This is a genomic window from Kingella kingae (assembly GCF_900475905.1).
GTDB lineage: Bacteria > Pseudomonadota > Gammaproteobacteria > Burkholderiales > Neisseriaceae > Kingella > Kingella kingae.
On the sequence record NZ_LS483426.1, the window covers coordinates 1,569,714 to 1,590,814 of the forward strand.

22 protein-coding genes and 1 tRNA gene are annotated in these 21,101 nt (G+C 48.4%); 15 read left to right on the forward strand and 8 right to left on the reverse strand.

Translation table 11 applies throughout. The features are described 5' to 3' along the window. Positions 1-30: 30 nt before the first annotated feature. On the reverse strand, positions 31-1,551 hold the full coding sequence (locus DQN52_RS08390) for an acetyl-CoA hydrolase/transferase family protein (protein WP_003786597.1): 1,521 nt from the start codon (positions 1,549-1,551) through the stop codon (positions 31-33). A gap of 276 nt (positions 1,552-1,827) precedes the next feature. Here DQN52_RS08390 and rep point away from each other — a divergent pair, with 276 nt between their 5' ends. The 3 genes from rep to DQN52_RS08410 are packed head-to-tail and all read left to right on the forward strand — an operon-like array spanning position 1,828 to position 4,861. Beyond that, complete coding sequence (gene rep / locus DQN52_RS08400) at positions 1,828-3,840, forward strand: DNA helicase Rep (protein ID WP_003786593.1); 2,013 nt, start codon at positions 1,828-1,830, stop codon at positions 3,838-3,840. A 2-nt stretch (positions 3,841-3,842) separates the two neighbouring features. Further along, entirely contained in the window at positions 3,843-4,565 is a 723-nt protein-coding gene (locus DQN52_RS08405; RefSeq protein WP_003786591.1) for an AzlC family ABC transporter permease, read from the forward strand. Beyond that, complete coding sequence (locus tag DQN52_RS08410; protein ID WP_003786589.1) at positions 4,562-4,861, forward strand: AzlD family protein; 300 nt, start codon at positions 4,562-4,564, stop codon at positions 4,859-4,861. Before DQN52_RS08405 ends, DQN52_RS08410 begins: the two co-directional genes overlap by 4 nt. Positions 4,862-4,926: 65 nt before the next feature. Here the strand turns inward: DQN52_RS08410 and DQN52_RS08415 are convergent, their stop codons facing one another. Genes DQN52_RS08415 through DQN52_RS08425 form a run of 3 tightly spaced genes read right to left on the reverse strand, consistent with a single transcriptional unit; the run spans position 4,927 to position 8,203 of the window. After that, complete coding sequence (locus tag DQN52_RS08415; protein WP_230478907.1) at positions 4,927-6,660, reverse strand: surface lipoprotein assembly modifier; 1,734 nt, start codon at positions 6,658-6,660, stop codon at positions 4,927-4,929. Continuing rightward, entirely contained in the window at positions 6,621-7,418 is a 798-nt protein-coding gene (gene truA, locus DQN52_RS08420; protein WP_003786584.1) for a tRNA pseudouridine(38-40) synthase TruA, read from the reverse strand. Before truA ends, DQN52_RS08415 begins: the two co-directional genes overlap by 40 nt. Then, the gene (locus DQN52_RS08425) at positions 7,418-8,203 is read right to left on the reverse strand and encodes a M48 family metallopeptidase (protein WP_003786582.1); all 786 of its coding nucleotides are present in this window, start codon (positions 8,201-8,203) and stop codon (positions 7,418-7,420) included. The genes truA and DQN52_RS08425 overlap by 1 nt, the downstream gene beginning before the upstream one ends. A 139-nt stretch (positions 8,204-8,342) precedes the next feature. Here DQN52_RS08425 and serS point away from each other — a divergent pair, with 139 nt between their 5' ends. The 5 genes from serS to DQN52_RS08455 all read left to right on the forward strand — a co-directional run bounded on the left by serS (position 8,343) and on the right by DQN52_RS08455 (position 11,289). After that, a complete protein-coding gene (serS, locus tag DQN52_RS08430) occupies positions 8,343-9,641 on the forward strand; it encodes a serine--tRNA ligase (protein WP_032827698.1) in 1,299 nt (432 codons plus the stop codon). Next, on the forward strand, positions 9,638-9,967 hold the full coding sequence (locus DQN52_RS08435) for a rhodanese-like domain-containing protein (RefSeq protein ID WP_003786578.1): 330 nt from the start codon (positions 9,638-9,640) through the stop codon (positions 9,965-9,967). The genes serS and DQN52_RS08435 overlap by 4 nt, the downstream gene beginning before the upstream one ends. A 10-nt stretch (positions 9,968-9,977) precedes the next feature. Continuing rightward, entirely contained in the window at positions 9,978-10,517 is a 540-nt protein-coding gene (locus tag DQN52_RS08440; protein ID WP_003786576.1) for a hypothetical protein, read from the forward strand. Between the two features lie 21 nt (positions 10,518-10,538). Further along, positions 10,539-10,802, forward strand: coding sequence for a hypothetical protein (locus tag DQN52_RS08445; protein ID WP_003786574.1), 264 nt, complete (start codon positions 10,539-10,541; stop codon positions 10,800-10,802). 136 nt (positions 10,803-10,938) lie between these two features. After that, a complete protein-coding gene (locus tag DQN52_RS08455) occupies positions 10,939-11,289 on the forward strand; it encodes a type I phosphomannose isomerase catalytic subunit (protein ID WP_003786572.1) in 351 nt (116 codons plus the stop codon). Between the two features lie 250 nt (positions 11,290-11,539). Here DQN52_RS08455 and DQN52_RS08460 read toward each other — a convergent pair whose 3' ends face one another. Further along, positions 11,540-13,459: a TonB-dependent copper receptor gene (locus DQN52_RS08460; protein WP_003786569.1), complete on the reverse strand. Its 1,920-nt coding sequence runs from the start codon at positions 13,457-13,459 to the stop codon at positions 11,540-11,542. A gap of 211 nt (positions 13,460-13,670) precedes the next feature. On the opposite strand from DQN52_RS08460, the gene DQN52_RS08465 reads away from it, so the two are divergent. The 5 genes from DQN52_RS08465 to DQN52_RS08485 all read left to right on the forward strand — a co-directional run bounded on the left by DQN52_RS08465 (position 13,671) and on the right by DQN52_RS08485 (position 18,752). After that, positions 13,671-13,913, forward strand: a complete 243-nt coding sequence (locus DQN52_RS08465) for a hypothetical protein (RefSeq protein WP_230311305.1) — start codon at positions 13,671-13,673, stop codon at positions 13,911-13,913. Further along, positions 13,894-15,324 (forward strand): MBOAT family O-acyltransferase, encoded by a 1,431-nt coding sequence (locus tag DQN52_RS08470; RefSeq protein WP_003786564.1) that lies wholly within the window; start codon positions 13,894-13,896, stop codon positions 15,322-15,324. The genes DQN52_RS08465 and DQN52_RS08470 overlap by 20 nt, the downstream gene beginning before the upstream one ends. A gap of 9 nt (positions 15,325-15,333) precedes the next feature. Further along, positions 15,334-16,356, forward strand: a complete 1,023-nt coding sequence (gene patB, locus DQN52_RS08475) for a peptidoglycan O-acetyltransferase PatB (RefSeq protein WP_003786562.1) — start codon at positions 15,334-15,336, stop codon at positions 16,354-16,356. Positions 16,357-16,368: 12 nt separating this feature from the next. After that, on the forward strand, positions 16,369-17,523 hold the full coding sequence (locus tag DQN52_RS08480; protein WP_003786561.1) for a GDSL-type esterase/lipase family protein: 1,155 nt from the start codon (positions 16,369-16,371) through the stop codon (positions 17,521-17,523). A gap of 74 nt (positions 17,524-17,597) precedes the next feature. Then, on the forward strand, positions 17,598-18,752 hold the full coding sequence (locus tag DQN52_RS08485; protein WP_003786558.1) for a THUMP domain-containing class I SAM-dependent RNA methyltransferase: 1,155 nt from the start codon (positions 17,598-17,600) through the stop codon (positions 18,750-18,752). 106 nt (positions 18,753-18,858) lie between these two features. On the opposite strand, the gene trxA is transcribed toward DQN52_RS08485, so the two are convergent. Then, a complete protein-coding gene (gene trxA, locus DQN52_RS08490; protein ID WP_003786555.1) occupies positions 18,859-19,191 on the reverse strand; it encodes a thioredoxin TrxA in 333 nt (110 codons plus the stop codon). 154 nt (positions 19,192-19,345) lie between these two features. On the opposite strand from trxA, the gene DQN52_RS08495 reads away from it, so the two are divergent. Continuing rightward, a tRNA-Glu gene (locus DQN52_RS08495) sits at positions 19,346-19,421 on the forward strand. Positions 19,422-19,604: 183 nt separating this feature from the next. Then, positions 19,605-20,618 (forward strand): site-specific integrase, encoded by a 1,014-nt coding sequence (locus DQN52_RS08500; RefSeq protein ID WP_003786553.1) that lies wholly within the window; start codon positions 19,605-19,607, stop codon positions 20,616-20,618. A gap of 20 nt (positions 20,619-20,638) precedes the next feature. Here the strand turns inward: DQN52_RS08500 and DQN52_RS08505 are convergent, their stop codons facing one another. Together DQN52_RS08505 and DQN52_RS10985 are read right to left on the reverse strand one after the other, a co-directional pair. Then, entirely contained in the window at positions 20,639-20,932 is a 294-nt protein-coding gene (locus tag DQN52_RS08505) for a helix-turn-helix transcriptional regulator (protein ID WP_003786551.1), read from the reverse strand. A 6-nt stretch (positions 20,933-20,938) separates the two neighbouring features. After that, positions 20,939-21,100: a hypothetical protein gene (locus DQN52_RS10985; RefSeq protein ID WP_003786549.1), complete on the reverse strand. Its 162-nt coding sequence runs from the start codon at positions 21,098-21,100 to the stop codon at positions 20,939-20,941. Between the last annotated feature and the right edge of the window lies 1 nt (position 21,101).

Here is a 21,101-nt window from a genome sequence, read left to right on the forward strand (position 1 = left end):
TGCAGGCTGCTTTTTTGTCCAACTAAATAATTACTTCACGCGCATATCGCCTGTTTCCACAAAGCGTTGATGCCAAGACAAGGCTTCCAACAACAAGTGTGGCGTGTGCAAACCGCCTGCTTTTTCGGCGCGGTCGTAGTAGTCGCGCAACATATCGCGGTAGTCTGGGTGGGCGCAGTTGTTAATAATTAACTGGGCGCGTTGGCGTGGCGATTTGCAGCGCAAGTCCGCCATACCTTGTTCGGTAACGATGAACATCACGTCATGCTCGGTGTGGTCGTGGTGCGAAACCATAGGCACAATGCACGAAATCGCGCCGTCTTTTGCTACCGATGGCGACACGAAGAATGAGAAGAATGCGTTGCGCGTAAAGTCGCCCGAACCGCCAATGCCGTTCATCATTTTTGTACCCATAACGTGCGTTGAATTCACGTTGCCGTAGATGTCGGCTTCAATCATGGCGTTCATGCCAATCACGCCCAAACGGCGAATCACTTCTGGGTTGTTGGTAAATTCCATTGGGCGCAACACCAATTTGTCACGCAAGAAATCGATGTTGTCGTTGAAGCGTTGCAATGCGTCTGGGCTAAACGACAAAGCGGTTGCCGATGCCGATTTCATTTTGCCTGCGATAATCAAATCCAACATACCGTCTTGTAATACCTCGGTGTAGCCAGTCAAATCTTCAAATGGCGAATCCAACAAACCTGCCATCACCGCGTTCGCCACGTTGCCCACGCCCGATTGCAATGGCAACAGGTTTTTTGGCAAGCGTCCTGCTTTTACTTCGTTGCTGAAAAAGTCGATGATTTGCGCGGCAATGCGTTTGGAATTATCGTCAGGCTCGGTAAATTTGCTGTTGCGGTCGCTGCCATTGGTCAAAACAACAGCAACAATTTTGTCTAAATCGCATTCCAAATAAGGCGTACCAATGCGGTCAAACGGATGCAAAATGTTGATGGGCTTACGATGCGGCGGCACACCAATGTCAAATTGAACGTCGTGCATGCCTTCTAATTTGGCGCTTTGGGCAAAGTTCACTTCCAAAATCACTTTTTTGGCGGCTTTAATCGCTTCGCTAGCATGTCCAATGCCCATGGCTGGAATCAATTTTCCGTCTGCGGTAATACCCGATAATTCCACAATCGCTACATCAAATTCGCCATAAAAGCCTTGACGCATTTGCTGTTCAACGTGCGATAAGTGCATATCTTGATAGGCGATATTGCCTGCGTTGATGTTGTTACGCAAAGTCGGGTCAGACTGGAATGGATTGCGAAAATGCACGGCATTGGCGGCGGCTAACACGCCATCGCATTCGGGCGCGGTGGACGCACCTGTGACCATGCCCACGCTAAACGGACGACCTGCAGCGTGTTCGGCTTTGGCTTTTTCGGCAATGGCAGTGGGCAGAGCTTTGGGATAGCCTGCGCCTGTAAAGCCTGTAACGGCGAGCATCATGCCATTTTGAATAAACTCGGCGGCTTGTTCCGCGCTCATGATTTTGTTGCGTAAACCTGCGTGTAATACGCGTTCTGCTGCTTGTGTCATGGGGTGTGTCTCCTTATAACGGTGTCGATATGCCATCGTGCGATGTAGCGGTTTGTAATATATCGTAAAGAATCGCGTTTGTATATGTTTTCGTGCAGCACAAAAAGTGCAGGCTGCTTTTTAATGCGTTTTTCAATAAAAAAATCTTTTTGTAACAATAAGTCAGACAAACAAAAAAACAACTTCATTTTTTTTAATCGCTGCGATTATTCTTGCTGACCGCCAAAGCAGCCTGCACTATAATCTCCCCCTTTTTTACCGATTTCAATCCGCACCATGAAACTCAATCCACAACAACAAGAAGCGGTGGAATATTTGGGCGGCGCGTTGTTTGTGTTGGCTGGGGCTGGTAGTGGCAAAACGCGCGTCATCACCGAAAAAATCGCTTATATGATTACGCAAGCGGGCTACAAACCGCATCACATCGCCGCTATCACGTTCACCAACAAAGCCGCCAAAGAAATGCAAGAACGCATCGCGCTGCGCTTGGGCAAGGAACACACGCGCGGTTTGACCGTGTCCACTTTTCACTCGCTTGGCATGCGGATTTTGCGCGAAGAAGCACCGCACATTGGCTACAAACGCAATTTTTCTATTTTGGATAGCTCCGACAGCGGCAGAATTATGGGCGAATTATTGGGCAGCTCGGGGCGCGAATCGGTGTTCAAGGCGCAGCATCAAATCTCGTTGTGGAAAAACGCGCTTATCACGCCCGAACAAGCGGTGCAGGCTGCTTGCGATGATTGGGAACGCCAAATCGCCACCGTTTATGCTTCGTATCAAGAAACGCTCACTCATTATCAAGCGGTTGATTTTGATGATTTAATTCGTTTGCCGACTTTGCTGTTGCAATCCAATAGCGAAGTGCGTCAAAAATGGCAAAAGCGTTTGCGTTATTTGCTGATTGACGAGTGCCAAGATACCAACGCTTGCCAATATACGCTCATGCGCTTGCTGGCTGGTTTTGAAGGCATGTTTACTGCGGTGGGCGATGACGACCAGTCTATTTATGCGTGGCGCGGTGCAAACATGGAAAATTTGCGTAAACTGCAAGACGATTATCCGCAGCTCAAAGTCATTAAACTGGAACAGAATTATCGTTCTACCGCGCGAATTTTGAAAATCGCTAACCAAGTCATCGCCAACAACGCCAAATTATTCCCCAAAACGCTGTGGTCTAATTTGGGCGAAGGCGAGCCTGTGCGCGTGGTTGCGTGTGAAAACGAACAACGCGAAGCAGAATTTGTCGTCCACCAAATCGCCAAAAATAAGATTGTTTATGGCGCGGAATATGCGGATTTTGCAGTGCTGTATCGCGGCAATCATCAAGCGCGTGTGTTTGAAGAAGCCTTACGCGCGGCGCGGATTCCCTACAAATTGTCGGGCGGACAAAGTTTTTACGACAAAGCCGAAATCAAAGACGTGTTGGCGTATATGCGTTTGCTGGCAAATCCAAATGACGACCCTGCGTTTTTACGCGCAGCCACCACGCCCAAACGCGGCATTGGCGACACGACTTTGGGCAAGCTCAACGAATATGCCAAACAACACGAATGCAGCTTGTTTGAAGCCGCAAGCAGCCTGCACGCACTGTCAGAGTTGTCTAGCAAAAGCCGAGACAGCGTGCAGCAATTTATGGCTTTGTTGCACGATTACACACGCCGCGCCCAAGACGATGACGCTGGCGAAACGGTGCAAGATTTGTTGCGCGATATTCAATACGAACAGCATTTACAAACCAGCAACGAAGACAGCCCCAAAGCAGCAGAAAACCGTTGGCGCAACGTGCAAGATTTGTGCGAATGGCTGGCGCGAAAAGGCGAAGACGGCGAGCGCAATCTGGTTAATCTATCGCAAACCATCGCGCTGATGACGCTGCTAGAAGGCAAAGACGGCGAACAAATAGACGCGGTAAACCTGTCCACATTGCACGCATCAAAAGGCTTGGAATATCCGTTTGTGTACTTGGTTGGTTGCGAAGAAGGCATTTTTCCCCATTCCGATAGCGTGGAAGAAGGCGGCTTGGAAGAAGAACGGCGTTTGATGTATGTGGGCATTACACGCGCCAAACAGCAGCTAACGATGACGCATTGCTTAAAGCGCAAACGACAAGGCGTGTGGCAGTTCAACGAGCCGAGCCGTTTTTTTGATGAAATGCCGCAGAGCGATTTGATTATTTCGGGGCGAAAATCGGGCAACACGCCGATGACGCAAGCCGAAGGACGTGCCGCAGCACAAAACATTTTGGCGATGTTAGACAAATTGTCGCCACCGAAGTTGCAGGAGTAAACATGACATTTCTATCCCAACCCGAATTCAAACGCGGCATAAAAGAAGCCTTGCCGATTATGTTTGGCGCGATTCCATTTGGCTTGATTTTGGGCGCACAAGCAGGACAAAAAGGCATGAGCATGTTGGAAACCGTGCTGATGATGGGCTTGAATTTTGCAGGCGGTTCGGAGTTCGCCGCCGTGGGCTTGTGGACTACGCCGCTGCCCGTGTTGTTGATTATCGTGATGACGGCGATGATTAACAGTCGCCATATTTTGATGGGAGCCGCACTTGCGCCCTATTTGCGCGGTTTGCCGCTCAAAAAACTGCTGCCTGCGCTGTTTGTGATGACCGATGAAAGCTGGGCGATGAGCATTGCCGACAGCAAAAAACGTGAGCAAAACGCGCCAAAGCAGCCTGCATTCAGTTACGAATACTACATGGGAACCGCGTTCACGCTTTATACAATGTGGGTGAGCTGCGGCTTTTTGGGTTCGCTGTTCGGGCCCGTGCTGGGCGATGTAGAAAAATTAGGCTTTGGCATGGCGTTTCCAGCCGTGTTTTTGGTGTTGATACGCGGAATGTGGCGCGGTTGGACAGCTGCCCGACCATGGCTAATTAGCCTTATCGTAGCAGCCTGCACTTATTTGTTGCTGCCAAAAAGCGGCTGGTATGTGATTTTAGGCACGCTATCGGGCTTGTTGTATGCCTATTTCGCGCCCATGCAGGAGAAAAAATCATGATAAGTTGGACATCGTTTATCACGATTATCGGTATGCTGTGCGTTACCTATTCCACGCGCTTGATTGGTTATTTTGCACTACGCAATCGCCAGTTAAGCCCGCGCGCCGCGCGTATGATGGAAGCCGCCCCTGGGTGCGTGTTGATTGCCGTCATCGCCCCACATTTTGTATCCGACAAACCGCATGAACTGGTGGCAATAGCAGTAACCCTATGGGCAGCCAGCCGCTTGTCTATGATGTCGACTGTGTTGATTGCCGTAGCGACATCGGGGATTGTGGGTTGGTTGATGGCGTGAGTATGAATAATGTGAAAAAAGCAGCCTGCACTTTTGTTTTATTGAAAGTGCAGGCTGCTTTGTCATCAAAACGACTTATCCAAGCCCAAATAAACTGTATGCGATTTGCGTTGCGCCCACGGCCGATTGCTGCGAATGCGGTTAAACTGCACATTCAAGCTCGGCTGCAATCCGCGATATTGCAATTTATCGTGCGACAACGCCAATTGCAGCGAAGTTTCGTGATTGCGTTGCGCTTCGTTGCTCAGCGTAGCAATGCCTGAATAACGGCGTTTGGCATACGAATACACCACGCGGCTATTCAATCCGCCCAAAGTTTGCCAGCGTTGCAACCAGCCCAAACTAATAGCGTGGCGTTGGAATGCCGCGTTGTTGCGACTGCCTGCCAAATCGCGATTTTTGGGCGCGAACCGCGAATATTGATAGCCCGTAAACCACGTCATATTGGACGTGGCGCGAAAGGCGAGCGAATGATAAGTGCTGTGCGTCCAGCCGTCTTGTTTTTGGGCGCGAGCAGTTTCGCGGTAAAACGTGCGATAGCCTTCCAGCGAGTGATAACTTTGCCAGCGCGTGCCATATTGTTGCGCATAATTCAGTTGCAAGCCGTTGCCGTGTGCCAGCATATACGGCAGCACCCTACCCGATTGAGTCGGCTTGCTATCAAAATTATCGCTGCCCGAAAATTGCGCTTGGTAAAACGGCAACACGCCAATCGTGCGCGTTTTGTCCTGCCATTGCCAACCAGCCAGCACACGCAAAAACGCATCGTTATATTGCGCGTGGTTGATATAATGCGTGCCGCTTACCTGACCGCGCAACACCAGCGAATGATTGCCACGCAGCGAATATTGTTTCGCAAAATCAAAAGAATAGCCAATACCAGTCGCCTTAATTGGGCGCGTGGTGCTGCAATAAATGCCATACAAGCAATACGGCTTTTCGGGCGCATCGTTCACGTTTTGATTGCGAATGGGGCTGATGCCTGCCTCAAACTGCCACGCTTGCTGCTGGGCAATCGCGTTTTGGTATCGCGCCACATTGTGCAACACCGCATCGGGCAAGGCTTCGTTTTGTTTAGCGGATTCAAATTGCTGGTCGGCATCGCGCCATTGTTTGTTTTCAAATTGCATGGCTGCCAAATCCAAGCGTGTGCGCGTGTCGTTGTGGGTTTGCACAATGCGCTCGTAGGCGGCAATGGCATCGGACAGGCGATTTTGTCCACGAAGCACCATGCCGTCTGCTCGCGCCAGCAGCAAAGCATCGGGGTTTTCGGTTTGGCGATAGGCGTTTGCCAGCGATTGAATCAACTCGGTTTCGGGCGTGTTCAAGGCTTGTTGCAACAGTTGCGCCAAAAGTGCAGGCTGCTTGATTAAATCGGCATCGGTTACATGATTGGGCGATGTATTTGCGCTGCCTGATTGCGGTGCAGGCTGCTTGGCTTGTTGATTAAGCTGGTTGAGCCACGATTTTTGCTGCGCGGAATCGGCTGGCTGTTTGAGTTCGGTCGGGTTGTCGTTGGCGTGGGCTACGTGTGACGATAAAAGTCCGCCGAATAATAAAATCGTTAATATGGTGCGATTGAATGGGGTGGTGTGTGTGGTCATCATCAAAAAAATGCGGTTATGTTTGGATAGCGGTATTTTAGCATTCAATTTGAGAATGGCTTTCATTTTTTTGCGATACAAAGAAAAATCACCTAAAAAAGCAGCCTGCACTTTTTCATCAACATAAAGTGCAGGCTGCTTTGTCTTAATCTCGCTCACAACCAATCGGGCAGGCTTACCGTTGGCACATTCCATTGCTCGGGGTAATCCACGCCCACAAAATACAAGCCGTCTGGCATAAACGTGGGCGGTGCGGTCAGGCGACTTTTCTGCGCTAATAAATCGGCAAAATCCGCCACGCTCAATCGTCCGCAACCGACATACACCAATGCGCCAACCAAATTGCGTACCATGTGGTGCAAAAAGGCGTTGGCGTGAAAATCCAGCTTAATCAAACAGCCTGCACGTTGCAACTGCGCGGCATACATGGTTTTGATGGGTGATTTGGCTTGACATTGCGCGGCACGAAAAGACGAGAAATCATGTTCGCCTAACAATAAGTTCATAGCAGCCTGCATTGGGTCGGTGTTGAGCGCGTAATGCGTCCAACCTGCGCGGCGATACAACAAGGGCGAGCGCACAGGCGCGGATTCCAGCAAATAGCGATAACGCCGCCCTGTGGCATCAAATCGCGCATGAAACGCTGGCTCTACTGCTTGTGCCGCCAACACCGCCACGCCATCGGGCAAATGCGCGTTCACGCCACGCACCCACGCGCTCAATGGGCGATGTGCTTGCGTGTCAAAATGCACGATTTGCCCTGTGGCGTGTACGCCTGTGTCGGTGCGCCCTGCGGCAATGGTGGCAATCGGTTCGCCTGCAATGCACGAGAGCGCGTGTTCCAAAGCAGCCTGCACCGTTACCACACCATCGGCTTGCTTTTGCCAACCAAAAAACTGACTGCCGTCATACGACACGGTGAGCGCGAAACGCTGCGTTTGTGGCTGCATCATTATTTGCCTTTCGCTTGGCGATACAGTGGCAACACGTTGGGCAATTCGTGGCGAATTAACTCAATGCGGTCATTGTTGGTTAGGTGCGTCGATAGCACTTTAACCAGCGCGTTGTTGTTGTCGTTTTCGCGGTTCATTTTCTGCCATACGCTAACGGCAGCTTCGGGGTTATAGCCTGCTTGCGCCATCAATTTCAATCCGCCCAAATCGGCTTCACGTTCGGCATCGCGGCTAAATGGTTTGTCCAAGCCCAAATCGGTTAGCAAGCCCACGCCTGTGCCTACCACATCGGTGCTGACACCTGTTGCGCCAGCCAATAAAGCCGTTCCCAACTGTGCACCCAGTTGAATGCCAACATTACGATTGGCTTCTTTGCGACTGTGTTCCAATAGCGCGTGGGTCATTTCGTGTCCCACTACTGCTGCGATTTCATCATCGGTCAATTTCAATTTTTCCACCATGCCTGTGTAAAACACCATTTTGCCACCAGGCATCGCCCACGCATTGAGTTCGTCCGAGCGAATCACAGTCATTTCCCAGTTGAACACTTGTCCTGTTTGATTGGCGGCGGTGGCAAACGGCTTCATTTTTTGGAACACGACTTGAATGCGCCGCGCGGTTGATGATGTGGTATCCACTTTGCGCTCGCCTTGCGCTTGGCTAACAGTTTGGCGATACGCTTGTGCGGCTTGTTGATTCAAACTCGCGCTGTCTATCACATTGCAGGCTGCTTGTGATAGCGTTATCGCGGTTACACAGGCTAATAGTTTGATTTTGAATTTCATTTTGGCTACCTTTGTCTATGCAATGAAAAAAAATCCGCGCAAATATAGCACAAAAGCAGCCTGCACTTCATCAAAGCCCGTCATTTTCGTTTACAATACGCGCCGTTATCTTTACACAGCATCAAATAAGGAATTGACCATGTTAGACGTACAACACTTTCGCAACGACATTCAAACCCTTGCCGCGCGCTTGGTAACACGCGGTTTTGAATTGGACACCGCTAAATTTGAACAACTAGAAGCGGCGCGTAAATCGCTGCAAATGAAAAACGAAGAATGGCAAGCCAAACGCAACGCCCTGTCCAAACAAATTGGCGCGTTAATGGGTCAAGGCAAAAAAGACGAAGCCGAAGCCGCCAAAACCGAAGTGGCAGCCTGCAAAGCCGAAATGGACAAAATTGAACAAGAATTGCCGCAAATCCAAGCCGATTTGGACGATTTATTGTTGCGCGTACCCAATTTGCCACACGAAAGCGTACCCGTTGGCAAAGACGAAAGCGAAAACGTAGAAGTCCGCAAAGTCGGCACACCACGCACCTTTGATTTTGAGATTAAAGACCATGTGGATTTAGGCGCAGCATTGGGCTTGGATTTTGAAAAAGCAGCCGAATTATCGGGCGCACGTTTTAGCTTGATGAAAGGTAAAATCGCTCGCCTGCACCGCGCATTGGCGCAATTTATGTTGGACACGCACACGCAGCAACACGGCTACACCGAATGCTACACGCCCTATATCGTCAGCGATTCCACTTTGTTGGGAACAGGTCAGTTGCCCAAGTTTGGTGAAGATTTGTTCCACGTTACACGCGGTGGTGATGAAAGCAAACTCACGCAATATTTAATCCCCACGGCGGAAGTAACCCTAACCAACACCGTGCGCGATGAGATTTTATCGTTGAATGATTTGCCGATGAAATTAACCGCGCATTCGCCGTGTTTCCGCAGCGAGGCAGGTTCGCACGGCAAAGACACGCGCGGTCTGATTCGCCAACATCAATTTGATAAAGTAGAAATGGTGCAAATTGTGCAGCCAGAAAAATCCTACGAAGCATTGGAAGAAATGGTTACACACGCGGAAAACATCTTGAAATTATTGGAATTGCCGTATCGCGTGATTACTTTGTGTACAGGCGACATGGGCTTTGGCGCAACCAAAACGTATGACTTGGAAGTGTGGGTTCCTGCACAAAACACCTACCGCGAAATTTCTAGCTGTTCTAACTGCGAAGACTTCCAAGCTCGCCGCATGAAAGCGCGTTTCAAAGACGAAAACGGCAAAAACCGTTTGGTGCATACTTTGAACGGTTCGGGCTTGGCGGTCGGTCGTGCGTTGGTAGCAGTGCTGGAAAACCATCAAAACGCGGACGGTTCTATCAACATTCCTATGGCGTTGCGTCCGTATTTGGGCGGATTGGAACGCTTGGAAGTGGGCGCATGAGTATCCAAAACATTACTGCGTCCGAATTGAACGATTGGTTGTGCAGGCTGCCTGCGTCTGATTATGTGTTGCTAGATGTGCGCGAAGAGTCCGAAGTGGCAATTTGTGCGATTCAACGCAGCCTGCACATTCCCATGAACTTGATTCCGCTGCGCCACAACGAATTGCCCGATGATGTGCCGATTGTGGTGTATTGTCATCACGGCGTTCGTAGCTTGAACGTGGCGCGGTATTTGGAACACGTTGGTTTTGACGATTTGTATAACCTGCACGGCGGCATTGATGCTTGGGCGCAAACGGTTGAGCCTGATATGGCGCGTTATTAGGAGTGTGCGTATGAATCCATCACGCTATCGCAAAAAACGCGCCTACGACAAAACGCGAGGAGTGTGCATTATCTGCGGCAAACCCATTGCCGATGACCCAGAACAATGGTCGCTGGAACACTATATCCCACGCGCCGTCTATAAATGGGTGCGCTCGCCCAAATTGGAAAGCAGGTTGGAAAGCGTAGTCAATTTGTTTGTGGTACACATTCACTGCAATTTTAAAAAAGACTCGCAAATGCCATCGCACAAAACCATTGCCAACATTCACGCCAACGATGCGATTAAAACCGAATTGCATCAACTGTATGACCAAGTAGCGAGCAACATCGCACAATACCACGCAATGAAGCAAAGTGTGTGGGACAAGCAAGGGCGATTGTGCGTGTTTTGCCAAAGACCATTGCCGCTCAAAAAAGCCATATTGCGCCGCAAAAACAACCTGCTAGACCGAACAAAAGACAACGCCATGTGTTTGTGTTTTAGATGCAGCACCCGCGCAGGTAGCGAAAAATACAAACACAAAATGGTTAAAAAAAAGCAAATTTAATCCACAAAAAGCAGCCTGCACATGAAAAACTTGGTTTACACCCTTTGCGCCACCCTAATCTTGGGTGGTTGCGTTTATGCCGAAAGCCCAGACGGTCGCTTTGCCGCGCTGGATTTGCCCGTGTCCAACCAAACCACCGTTCACAAAACCATTACTGTGAACGCGCCTGCTGGCACGGTGGTCAATATCAGCGAAACACCACCATCCACCGTGATTTATCGTGACCGCCCTGTGCGCGATTGTTTTTACGATAGAAATACCAGACAGCGCGTTTGCTATCGCTAATTTCATCAACCAAACAAAAAATCATGACTTCACAATCACTTTTTTTACAATCCACTTTTCACGACAAAATTTGGGGCGGCAACGCCATGCGCCGCGTGTTTGGCTACGACATTCCCAGCGAAACCACAGGCGAATATTGAGCCATTTCGGCGCCCCAAATAGCTTATCCACCATTGTTAATGGCGAGCACGCAGGCAAAACGCTAGATTGCGTGTTTGACCAACACCGCGAATTATTTGGCAACAGCCAAAGCACAGAATTTCCTTTGCTAACCAAAATTTTGGACGCGCAAGACTGGTTGAGCATGCAAGTTCACCCCAATGATGACTATGCCATGCAACACGAAAACAGCTTGGGCAAAACCGAATGCTGGTACATTATCGTCGCCGATGACGATGCCGAAATCGTGTACGGACACCACGCACAAAGCCACGAACAATTGACGAGCAAGCGTTTACATTGCAAAAAGGCGTACATTTTATTTTGACTAGTGATATTGAAAAATGGTCGTTTACTGGCAATTTGGAAATGATGGCGAGCCATGTTTAAAATGCCAAAATATAGTGGATTAAATTTAGATTAGGACAAGGCGACAACGACCGCCGTGTACACCTAGTACATAAGGGAGTTGGCAACGCTGTACTAATCTAAATTTAAACCACTATAAAAGTGCAGGCTGCTTTTTGTGTGTGTTTTCACTCAAAAAGCAGCCTGCACTTTTGCTTTGCTAAATTAGATTAAAACTGCGCTTGCACACGCAACCAAACTTGTCGTCCAGGTTCGTTTACTCGGGTAGTTTGCGTGCCTGCGCTTGGGTGTCCGCCTTTGCTCACAAATTCGGCATAGGCTTTGTTGAACACATTATCCACACCAGCCTGCACGGTCATTTGTTTGTTTACGCGCCAGCCTGCGTTGAGCGACAACACGCCAAATCCAGCAGACGAGCCAACATCGCGTCCTGCAATACCGCCATAGCCTTTATGGAAGCGACTTTGCTTGGCAACGACACGCCACACAGCACCTGCGCTGAATTTGCCATTGTCCCAATTTAAGCCTGTTTTCCATTCCAAAGGCGGTGTTTGTGCCAATGGAGCATTATCGGTGCGATTTTTGCCGTAGGTATATGCCAAGCTGCTGCTAACATTCCAGTTGGGCATAAAACGGTATTTGATTTCTGCTTCACCACCTAAACGTGTGGCATTGACGTTTTTCGGGCCACTGGCATCAGGTGTCATCAAAATAAAATCTTTAATGCGGCTGCCAAACAAAGAAATCGAACCTTCCAAATTGTCTTGCTTCCAAATTGCGCCTACGTCAATTTGGGTGTTTCGTTCGGGTTTTAGTGTCTCGCTCGCATTACGCTCCCAATAATCTGGCGAACGTTCTGCAATACCCAACCCTGCATAGTATTTTACGCGACCTATTTGCTGCTCTAAGCGCACAAATCCCGAATCAAGTGTGTATTTTTGCTCGCGTGCGTTGTCGCTAACAGGATAAGGGTCATAAATAGCTGTAACTTGGTCGCGTCGATAACCTGCAATCCAGTTTTGATTATCGGTGCGCTGCCAATTCCATTCGGTAAATGCCCCCCAATGTTTAAAACTTTGGTCTGGCATAAAAGACCGTTGTGTGTAATTCACGCCACCACGCATCAGTCGCTTGTCGCGCATATAATCCAAACCAGCCTGCACATTCAATCGCCCAAAATCCATCGTTGCTTTGAATTGCCCTGTATTGGTTTTGCGTTTTGGATTGCTTAACCTTGCCATTCCCTTCAACGGACGCAAATTAAAATTATCCATTACATGGTCCACCGTGCTTTGACCATAGCGCAATTCCACTTCGCTCAACCAGTCGGTTATATTGCGTTGCGAAGCGTGGATATTCCAAGCATCACGGTCAAATTTGCTGCCGTCCATCATGCGGTCGGCATAAGCAGCCTTGCCGCGACTGCGTTCATAAGTTGCCGAAATATCGGTATTGGTAGTTGGAGTTATGCCCAGTTGCAGCATTTGTCCGTTGCGCTCAAATGCCGAATGCACGCGGTTGCCGTCGCCGTCTTTGTAATCGTCCGATTTATTGTATGTGCCATTAAATCGCACATAAGCCCATTGATTGCCTGCACTGGCGCTGACCATTGCATCTTGGCGACCAAAATTACCCAGCGTGTAAGCCGCGTTCAAATGCGTTTTTTGTTCCACAAAATTGGGCGTTTTACGAATAAAGCGCACCGAACCTGTTACCAAACCCATGCCTTGCGTCACCGTTTGCGGACCTTTGGTTACGACTACTTTGTCGTACGCATCGGGGAAAATATAAGCTGTTGGTGGGTCCATGCGATTGCCGCAACCGCCCAAAATAAACTGTCCATCGGCTTGCACCGCCAAACGCGAGCCACCCAATCCGCGAAACAGTGGGTCGCCCGAACTACCACCTTTGCGAATAATGCTCATATTCGGCACAGATTTTAGCAATCCTGCGCCGTCATTGGCTGGTAAAGGTTGCAGCGCGGTTTTGGTATCCAACTGCACCACCCCTGCTTGTTTTTGTTGCGCTCCTGTTACCACAATCGGGTCTAACTCGTGCGGAGTAGCATTTTCCGCCCATGCGCCAGCCGACAATGCGCTCAAAACAACCAACTGAATATTTCTCTTCATTTGTTCCCTCGTAACATCATTGTTGTTGTAAAAATTTGTTATACGATACAATAGTGTAAATTTTTTGCAAAGACTCCCAACTTGACCAAAATCAAAATTTATATTTTTTGACGATAAATTGAGCTATTTTTTAGGGAAAACCTGAATTTTTTATGATTGTTTAACCACGTGTTCATTGCCAATTAAAAAATATAGTTTATGCAATTATTTTTTGATACAAGGCGACAACGCCCGCCGTGTACATCAAGTACATAAGGGCGTTGGCAATGCAGTAGCAAAAGATAAGTGCATCAACTATGGTTTCGTTTTTGATTATTTTGTTACAATACCCCCTTTTCACTTTTTTGCATTGCCCAACCGCCAACTCTGCGGTTTTCAAGCAGCCTGCACATTGATTTTATCCACCATTTTTTATCACACAATATTGTTACACCATGCCGCTGCTTTCCATTGAATTTGCTTTGTTTATCTTATTGTTTTTGCCGATTTATTGGCTCGCATCACCATCGGTCAAAACGCAAAATTGGCTGTTACTGGCAGCAGGTTTGGGCTGGCTATACAGCGTAGGCGCGTGGTTGCTTGCGCCTGTTGTGGTGCTGACGACTGTGGTGCATGGTTTAGCAAGCAGCCTGCAATCGGCTCGCTATCGCAAAACCAAATTGTGGGCAGGCATTGCGTTTGCTGTCGGCGGTTTGTGTTTTTTTAAGTATTACGATTTCTTTCGCCCCGCCATTCAAAGCCACTTGGGGCAAAACGACATCATAGACATTGTGATGCCGCTGGGCATTTCTTACTACGTTTTCCAGTCTATTGCCTATTTGTTGCACAGCTACCGTTTTCCCGATGCCGAACGCTTTTCGTGGCACGAATTGCTGCTGCATTTGAGCTTTTTCCCAACCATTACATCAGGCCCGATTATTCGCTCACACGCATTCAAAAGCATCAATGGCGAACATATGGGTGCGTTAGAGCAAATTCGCAGCAGCAGTCCACGCAGTATGATTCGTCCCAGCTTGGCGATTGGCTTGATTTTATTGGGTATTGCCAAAAAATGGTGGTTGGCAGGCAGCCTTACCAATGACTGGGTGTCGCCTGTGTTTGAAAACCCCATGCAATTTGACGGATTGAGCGTATTGGCTGCGATTTACGGCTACACATTCCAACTATTTTTTGATTTTTCGGGATACAGCGATTTAGTCATCGGCATGGCAATGCTGCTCGGCTTTAAGTTGCCCTACAACTTTGCTGCACCACTACGCGCCCACAATTTGCGTAATTTTTGGGATAAATGGCACATCACGCTATCCACATGGATTCGCGATTACATCTATATTCCACTCGGCGGCAGCCGCGGTGGCTGGGTGCGGACGCAAATTAATTTGCTGCTTGCCATGGTGTTGTCGGGCATTTGGCACGGCTATGGCTGGAACTTTTTGCTGTGGGGCGCATTGCACGGTGTGGCGTTGGTTTTGCTCAATTTGGGCGACAAAATCATCGGGCGCAACTGGTTAAGCCATAGCAAATGGACGCGCTGGCTGGCAATTATCATCACGTTCCATTTTGTGTGTTTTACTTTTGTGATTTTTAATACACGCACATTAGGCGATGCCCAAATGGTGTTCACCGCGCTGTTTGCCAATCAACAAGGTTGGGTTATTAACGATTGGGCGAATATCGCGTTGCTGGCTGGTTTTGGTTTGATGATTGCTCTGTATCCGCTGCTATTGCGCCTGTTTCATATCACGGTGCGCGGTTTGGAAAAATTGCCCATGTGGCTTTGGTTTATCCCGATTAGCTTGATTTTAATACTCGTGATTGTGTTTGCCCCCACAGGCATTCCCAATTTTATTTATGCCAATTTTTAAGGAGAAATCATGAAACGCTTTTTTTCTCTATTTACTTCGTTGGTATTGAGTGGCGCGAGTGTGATTTGGTTCAGCCAAAATTCCATCAACGCATATTGGCAACAAACTTATCATCAAACCAGCCCATTGGAACAACTATCGCAATCGCAAGCATGGGCAACAGGCGGACAACTGCAAACCGCCGCTTATGAATCGTTTGAGCAATTTAAGTTGTGGCTAGAACAGCAAAACGCGCAACTGCCTGTGAATGTTGCTGCCGCCAAACGTGCTGCCAAAGAGCAAGAATTGGCGCGTTTGGAAGCCGAAAAACGTGCAGCAGAACAAAAAGCCACTGCACAAAAAGCCGCCGAAGCTGCCGAAGCCGAAGCGGAACAGCAAAAGCAGCCTGCACTTGAACACGCTATTTTAAACACAGGCGACAAAGTCTTTTTTGCAGGCGATTCGTTGATGCAAGGCGTTGCGCCACACGTTCAACAAGCGTTGAAACGACAACACGGCATTGAATCGGTTAATTTAAGCAAACAAAGCACAGGGCTATCGTATCCCAGCTTTTTTGATTGGCCCAAAACCATTGAAGACACGTTCAAAAAACACAGCAATATTCGCCTACTGGTTATGTTCTTGGGCGCAAATGACCCTTGGGATTTTGCCAACCCAAAAGGCGGCGCATATTTGCGTTTTGCATCGCCCGAATGGGAAGCGGAATACCTAAATCGCGTTAATCGTATTTTAACCGCAGCACAACAACACAATGCCCAAGTGATTTGGCTCAGCGTTCCTTTTATGCGCCAAACCAAGCTGGATTCGCAAATGCGTTATTTAGACAAAATTTTGACGCAAACGCTGCACGATAAAGTAGTGTGGCTGCCGACTGCAAACTTATTGAGCAACGGCGCAGACAAATACAGCGATTCCGTAACCATAAACGGTAAAGTCGTACGCTATCGCAGCCCAGATGGCATTCACTTTTCACCGGAAGGGCAAAAAGTTTTGGCAAATTATGTCTTGTCCAAAATTGTGGTTCAGCCCTAATAGGTTTATTTTATGAATATTTCACATTTGATTTTTACGCTTTTGTGCAGCAGCAGCACCAATAATCCTTGCGCGGCTATGGTACAAAAAGCCCAATTAAACGCACCTGTGGCGGTGGTTCAAACATCGTGGCAACAAAAATTGCGCGAATTAAATCAACCCAACAACAACGATGGCGTGATGCGTAAATTCCGCATTGTGCAGATTGGCGATTCGCACACCGCTGGCGATTACTTTACCAACCAATTACGCACACGCCTGCAAGCGCAATGGGGCAATGGCGGCATTGGCTGGGTTTTTCCTGCGCCTGTTGGCGGACAACGTAGCGCAACCGTTCGTTATCAAAACAATGGTTGGACAACGTCTAGCACACGCACTACAACTGCCGATTTTCCATTGGGCGGTGTGCTGGCTCAATCCGCACCCAACGCTTCTTTGACGATTGAAGCGGCGAGCGATGATGCCAACACAGTCGGTTTACAAAATATTGAAGTGTGGGCAAAACCAATAGCCGCGCCACAAACGATTACGGTAAACGGACAGCCATTTGATATTGCATCGCCCGATTGGCAACGCTTGAACATTGACACCGTTTTGCCATTGACAATTAACGCCGATGCCTTTCCATGGCAACTGGGTGCAATCAACATTGAAAATCGCAAAAATGGCGTAACCGTGTCGGCAATGGGCGTGAATGGCGCACAGTTGAGCCAATGGTCAAAATGGCGACCAAACTGGACGGACGACTTAAAACAAACCCAAGCCGATTTGGTAATTTTGGCATACGGCACCAACGAAGCGTTTAACGACAAACTAGACATCGCTCAAACCGAAGCCACTTGGCAACGCACTATCCAGCAAATTAAAGCGACTTTGCCCAACGCAGGGATTTTGATTGTGGGTGCACCCGAATCGCTCAAAAGCAAAACAGGCGAATGCGGTGTTCGCCCGATTCAGCTGACGGCAGTTCAAGCCATGCAGCAACGTGTGGCGTATAATGAAAACGTTCTGTTTTGGTCTTGGGAAAATGCTATGGGCGGCGAATGCAGTATGACTAGCTGGATTAGTCAAGGCTTGGCAGCAAACGATGGCGTGCATTTCAAGGCATTGGGCTACCAAACCGCTGCCGACCAATTGGCCAATTATTTAATTGATTTAGCAAGATAACACTTTAATATATTGCAGGCTGCTTTTTAAATCCTAAAAAGCAGCCTGCACATTAACATAAGTAAAGAAAGATTATGACAACTTACACCTTATTCACCACTTGCCCACGCGGTTTAGAACCCATCTTGGCGCAAGAACTGCAACAACAAGGCTGCACCGACATCGCCCCAACAGACGGCGGCGTATCATGCAAAGGCACACTCGCCCACGTTTACCGCATGAATTTGCATTCGCGCACCGCCAGTCGCGTGTTGCTGCAACTCACACGCGCTACTTATCGCGGCGAAGACGACATTTACAAAGCCGCCAAAAACCTGAAATGGCAAGACTGGTTCAGCGTCAATCAAACATTCCGCGTGAAAGTGGAAGGCAAACGCGCTAACGTTAAAAGCCTTGATTTTATTGCGCTAAAAATCAAAGATGGCGTATGTGACCGATTCCGCGACCATTGCGACGAACGCCCAAGCATTGACAAAACGCGCCCAAATGTCCGCATTCACGCCTTTTTGGACGACCGCAACGTGTCCATTTTCATTGACACCAGCGGCGAAGCCTTGTTCAAACGCGGCTACCGCCAAGACACAGGCGAAGCCCCATTGCGCGAAAATTTGGCGGCAGGTTTGCTATTGCTGGCTGGCTATGATGGCTCGCAGCCATTCCAAGACCCATTTTGCGGCAGCGGCACGATTGCGATTGAAGCAGCTTTGATTGCGCTGAACCGTGCGGCTGGATTAAATCGCCGTTTTGGTTTTGAGAATTTAGCGAATTTTGACAAAGCGTTATGGATTAAATTGAAAGCCGAAGCGCGTTCGCAAATCAAAGACAAACCGTTGGCAAAAATCAGCGCGTCAGACAACGACCGTTTTATGACACGCGCCGCCAAAGAAAACGCGCAAGCGGCGGAAGTGGATATGTTTATTGAAATCAACACGCTAGATGCGCAAGACACGCGCCCGAATGGCGAAAATGGCGTGGTTGTGTCCAATCCACCGTATGGTGTGCGTTTGGCGGAAGTTCAGGCATTACACGCGCTGTATCCGCAGCTAGGCTCGTGGCTGAAACAGCATTACGCAGGTTGGACGGCTGGTATGTTTACGGGCGATATGGAAATGCCGAAATTGATGCGATTGAAACCGAAGCGAAAAATTCCGTTGTATAACGGTAATTTAGATTGCCGATTGTTTTTGTTTGATATGGTTGCGGGCAGCAATCGCGATAAATCGGTATAATGGTCAAAGCAGCCTGCAACCTATTTGTAATAGAAAGTGCAGGCTGCTTTTTCTCGGTATCAAACCATTCAAAGCAGCCTGCACTTTGATACTATTTAGAAATCGCTTATCCTGCTAATGACGCATTCACAAACGCTTCCAGTTGTGGCTTAGCCAATGCACCTGGACGAGTCGCCAAAACTTGACCGTCTTTCAACACCACCAAAGTGGGAATGCTGCGAATACCGAATTGTGCTGGAATAGCTTGGTTGTCATCCACATTCATTTTGGCGATTTTGATTTTGCCAGCCCATTCATCAGCCAGCTGGTCCAAAATCGGTGCAATCATTTTGCAAGGGCCGCACCATGGTGCCCAAAAATCCAACAAAACGGGTTGTGAAGATTGCAAAACTTCTGCTTCAAAAGTCGCATCGGTAACGTGAACGATTTGATTAGACATTTTAATTTTCCTTGTGGTTGTGAGTGAATGTTCGTAAGATAAGGCTTTCTGCACAATAATTCAAGCAGCCTGCACTCATGATAGCTTTTGAATATGCACAATATAGTGAATTTTCTTGACTTTTCATCGTGCGAAATTATAATCACGCCCTTACGCGCCCATCGTCTAGAGGCCTAGGACACTGCCCTTTCACGGCGGCAACCGGGGTTCGAATCCCTGTGGGCGTGCCATATTCCCACAAAAACCTTGCACATTCTAGCAAGGTTTTGTTTTTATTTCAATGACTTATCTTTTTATCTCAACTTATCATCAATTTGCAAAAAGCCACTTATTTTGTTTGAATTTGGTTTATTTTTGGGTATGATTGCAACCAATTTGCAACCAAATTTGCAACCAAAAATAGGACTAAAATCATGGCTACAATTCGCAAAAAACCAACTGGCGGCTGGGTCGCGCAGGTGCGACATCGCGCTAAAAATGGACTGCCTGCTATTAGCAAAGCAGCAGTGTTTCCGCGTAAAGCCGATGCCGAAGCGTGGGCTGCTAAAACCGAGGCGGATTGGCAAACCATGCGATTTGGCGGCTCGCCCAATATTTTGTTTGCCGAAGTGTTGGAACGCTACAAAAAAGAAGTGAGTCCCAAAAAGCGCGGTTGGAAAAATGAAATCAATATTATTGAGCGTGTGTTGAAAACGCCATTGGCGCAGGTTCGTTTGCCTAATTTGTCGGAGTTGCATTTTCAGGAATGGGCAAATGGGCGTATGGCGGATATTGCTCAAAGCTCGGTTCGCCGTGAATGGAATGTGTTGTCGCATGTGTGCTCGGTGGCAAGCAAGCAATGGCGTTTGCTGCCTGAAAATTTTATGCTTCGTTTGGATAAGCCTAACCATGGCAAGGAACGGACGCAACGTGTTACCGATGATATGGCGACGGCGATTGCTTATGTGGCTGGGTTTTCGCTGGATTGTTTGCCTGTAAAATCGACGCAGCGTGTGGCGGCGGCGTTTTATTTTGGCTTGGAGACGGCAATGCGCGGTGGCGAAATGGTGACTTTGACTTGGGATAATGTGTTTTTGGATAGGCGTTTTGTGCATTTGCCTGATTCTAAAAATGGCTATGCTCGTGATGTGCCTTTGAGTTTGAAGGCGGTGGCGATTTTGAAATTATTGGCGCAGGTGCGTGAAAATGAGCGTGTGTTCAATATCACAAAGGGGTCGCTTGATGCGCTGTTTCGCAAATTGCGCGAACGCCCGGATTTGGGCGATGTGCATTTTCACGATAGTCGGCGCGAGGCTTTGACGCGGTTGGCGCAAATTTATTCGCCTATGGAGTTGGCGAAAATTTCGGGACACCGTGATTTGCGGATTTTGTTGAATACTTATTATGCGCCTAGGGCGGAGGATTTGGCGGCAAAAATGGACGGTTAGAATGCTCTAACCGCCCTGCCCTAGATTTTTGATAGTGATTTGAGATAGCTGATGACTTCGCCTGCTATCCAACGGCGACATTCGCGACCTTTGCCTGCTTTGCTGATTTTAATGGGACGCGGAAAATCGGGTCGGGCGACAATGTCGGTGTAGGTGTGGTGGTAGCTAAAATTGGTTAGCTGGGCGATGTCTTGGGTGGTCAGCAAGGTGGTGGATTTTTCGGTTAGCGTGGACAGCCATGTTTTTTGTTGGCTTTGGGCTAGCTGTTCTATGCACTTGATGAGTTCTTGCGCGGTGGTTTCGGTTAGCTGCATTTTTGCTTACTCCTGTGGTTGGGGCATTGGGACGGTTTGTTGGGCTGCTTGCCAGCCTATCCATGCGTAATCTATGCTGATGTCTTGATATTGCTGCTCTGCTTCATCAAATTGCAAACGGTCGTCGTTGCCAATGCTGCGTTGCCAGTTTTCAAATGCTTGTCTCATT

What these genes read in the sequence shown, in the direction of transcription:
- DQN52_RS08390 (WP_003786597.1), bottom strand. Translation starts at nt 1,551, where the DNA reads ATGACACAAGCAGCAGAACGCGTATTACACGCAGGTTTACGCAACAAA.
- rep (WP_003786593.1), top strand. Translation starts at nt 1,828, where the DNA reads ATGAAACTCAATCCACAACAACAAGAAGCGGTGGAATATTTGGGCGGC.
- DQN52_RS08405 (WP_003786591.1), top strand. Translation starts at nt 3,843, where the DNA reads ATGACATTTCTATCCCAACCCGAATTCAAACGCGGCATAAAAGAAGCC.
- DQN52_RS08410 (WP_003786589.1), top strand. Translation starts at nt 4,562, where the DNA reads ATGATAAGTTGGACATCGTTTATCACGATTATCGGTATGCTGTGCGTT.
- DQN52_RS08415 (WP_230478907.1), bottom strand. Translation starts at nt 6,660, where the DNA reads ATGGAATGTGCCAACGGTAAGCCTGCCCGATTGGTTGTGAGCGAGATT.
- truA (WP_003786584.1), bottom strand. Translation starts at nt 7,418, where the DNA reads ATGATGCAGCCACAAACGCAGCGTTTCGCGCTCACCGTGTCGTATGAC.
- DQN52_RS08425 (WP_003786582.1), bottom strand. Translation starts at nt 8,203, where the DNA reads ATGAAATTCAAAATCAAACTATTAGCCTGTGTAACCGCGATAACGCTA.
- serS (WP_032827698.1), top strand. Translation starts at nt 8,343, where the DNA reads ATGTTAGACGTACAACACTTTCGCAACGACATTCAAACCCTTGCCGCG.
- DQN52_RS08435 (WP_003786578.1), top strand. Translation starts at nt 9,638, where the DNA reads ATGAGTATCCAAAACATTACTGCGTCCGAATTGAACGATTGGTTGTGC.
- DQN52_RS08440 (WP_003786576.1), top strand. Translation starts at nt 9,978, where the DNA reads ATGAATCCATCACGCTATCGCAAAAAACGCGCCTACGACAAAACGCGA.
- DQN52_RS08445 (WP_003786574.1), top strand. Translation starts at nt 10,539, where the DNA reads ATGAAAAACTTGGTTTACACCCTTTGCGCCACCCTAATCTTGGGTGGT.
- DQN52_RS08460 (WP_003786569.1), bottom strand. Translation starts at nt 13,459, where the DNA reads ATGAAGAGAAATATTCAGTTGGTTGTTTTGAGCGCATTGTCGGCTGGC.
- DQN52_RS08470 (WP_003786564.1), top strand. Translation starts at nt 13,894, where the DNA reads ATGCCGCTGCTTTCCATTGAATTTGCTTTGTTTATCTTATTGTTTTTG.
- patB (WP_003786562.1), top strand. Translation starts at nt 15,334, where the DNA reads ATGAAACGCTTTTTTTCTCTATTTACTTCGTTGGTATTGAGTGGCGCG.
- DQN52_RS08480 (WP_003786561.1), top strand. Translation starts at nt 16,369, where the DNA reads ATGAATATTTCACATTTGATTTTTACGCTTTTGTGCAGCAGCAGCACC.
- DQN52_RS08485 (WP_003786558.1), top strand. Translation starts at nt 17,598, where the DNA reads ATGACAACTTACACCTTATTCACCACTTGCCCACGCGGTTTAGAACCC.
- trxA (WP_003786555.1), bottom strand. Translation starts at nt 19,191, where the DNA reads ATGTCTAATCAAATCGTTCACGTTACCGATGCGACTTTTGAAGCAGAA.
- DQN52_RS08500 (WP_003786553.1), top strand. Translation starts at nt 19,605, where the DNA reads ATGGCTACAATTCGCAAAAAACCAACTGGCGGCTGGGTCGCGCAGGTG.
- DQN52_RS08505 (WP_003786551.1), bottom strand. Translation starts at nt 20,932, where the DNA reads ATGCAGCTAACCGAAACCACCGCGCAAGAACTCATCAAGTGCATAGAA.
- DQN52_RS10985 (WP_003786549.1), bottom strand. Translation starts at nt 21,100, where the DNA reads ATGAGACAAGCATTTGAAAACTGGCAACGCAGCATTGGCAACGACGAC.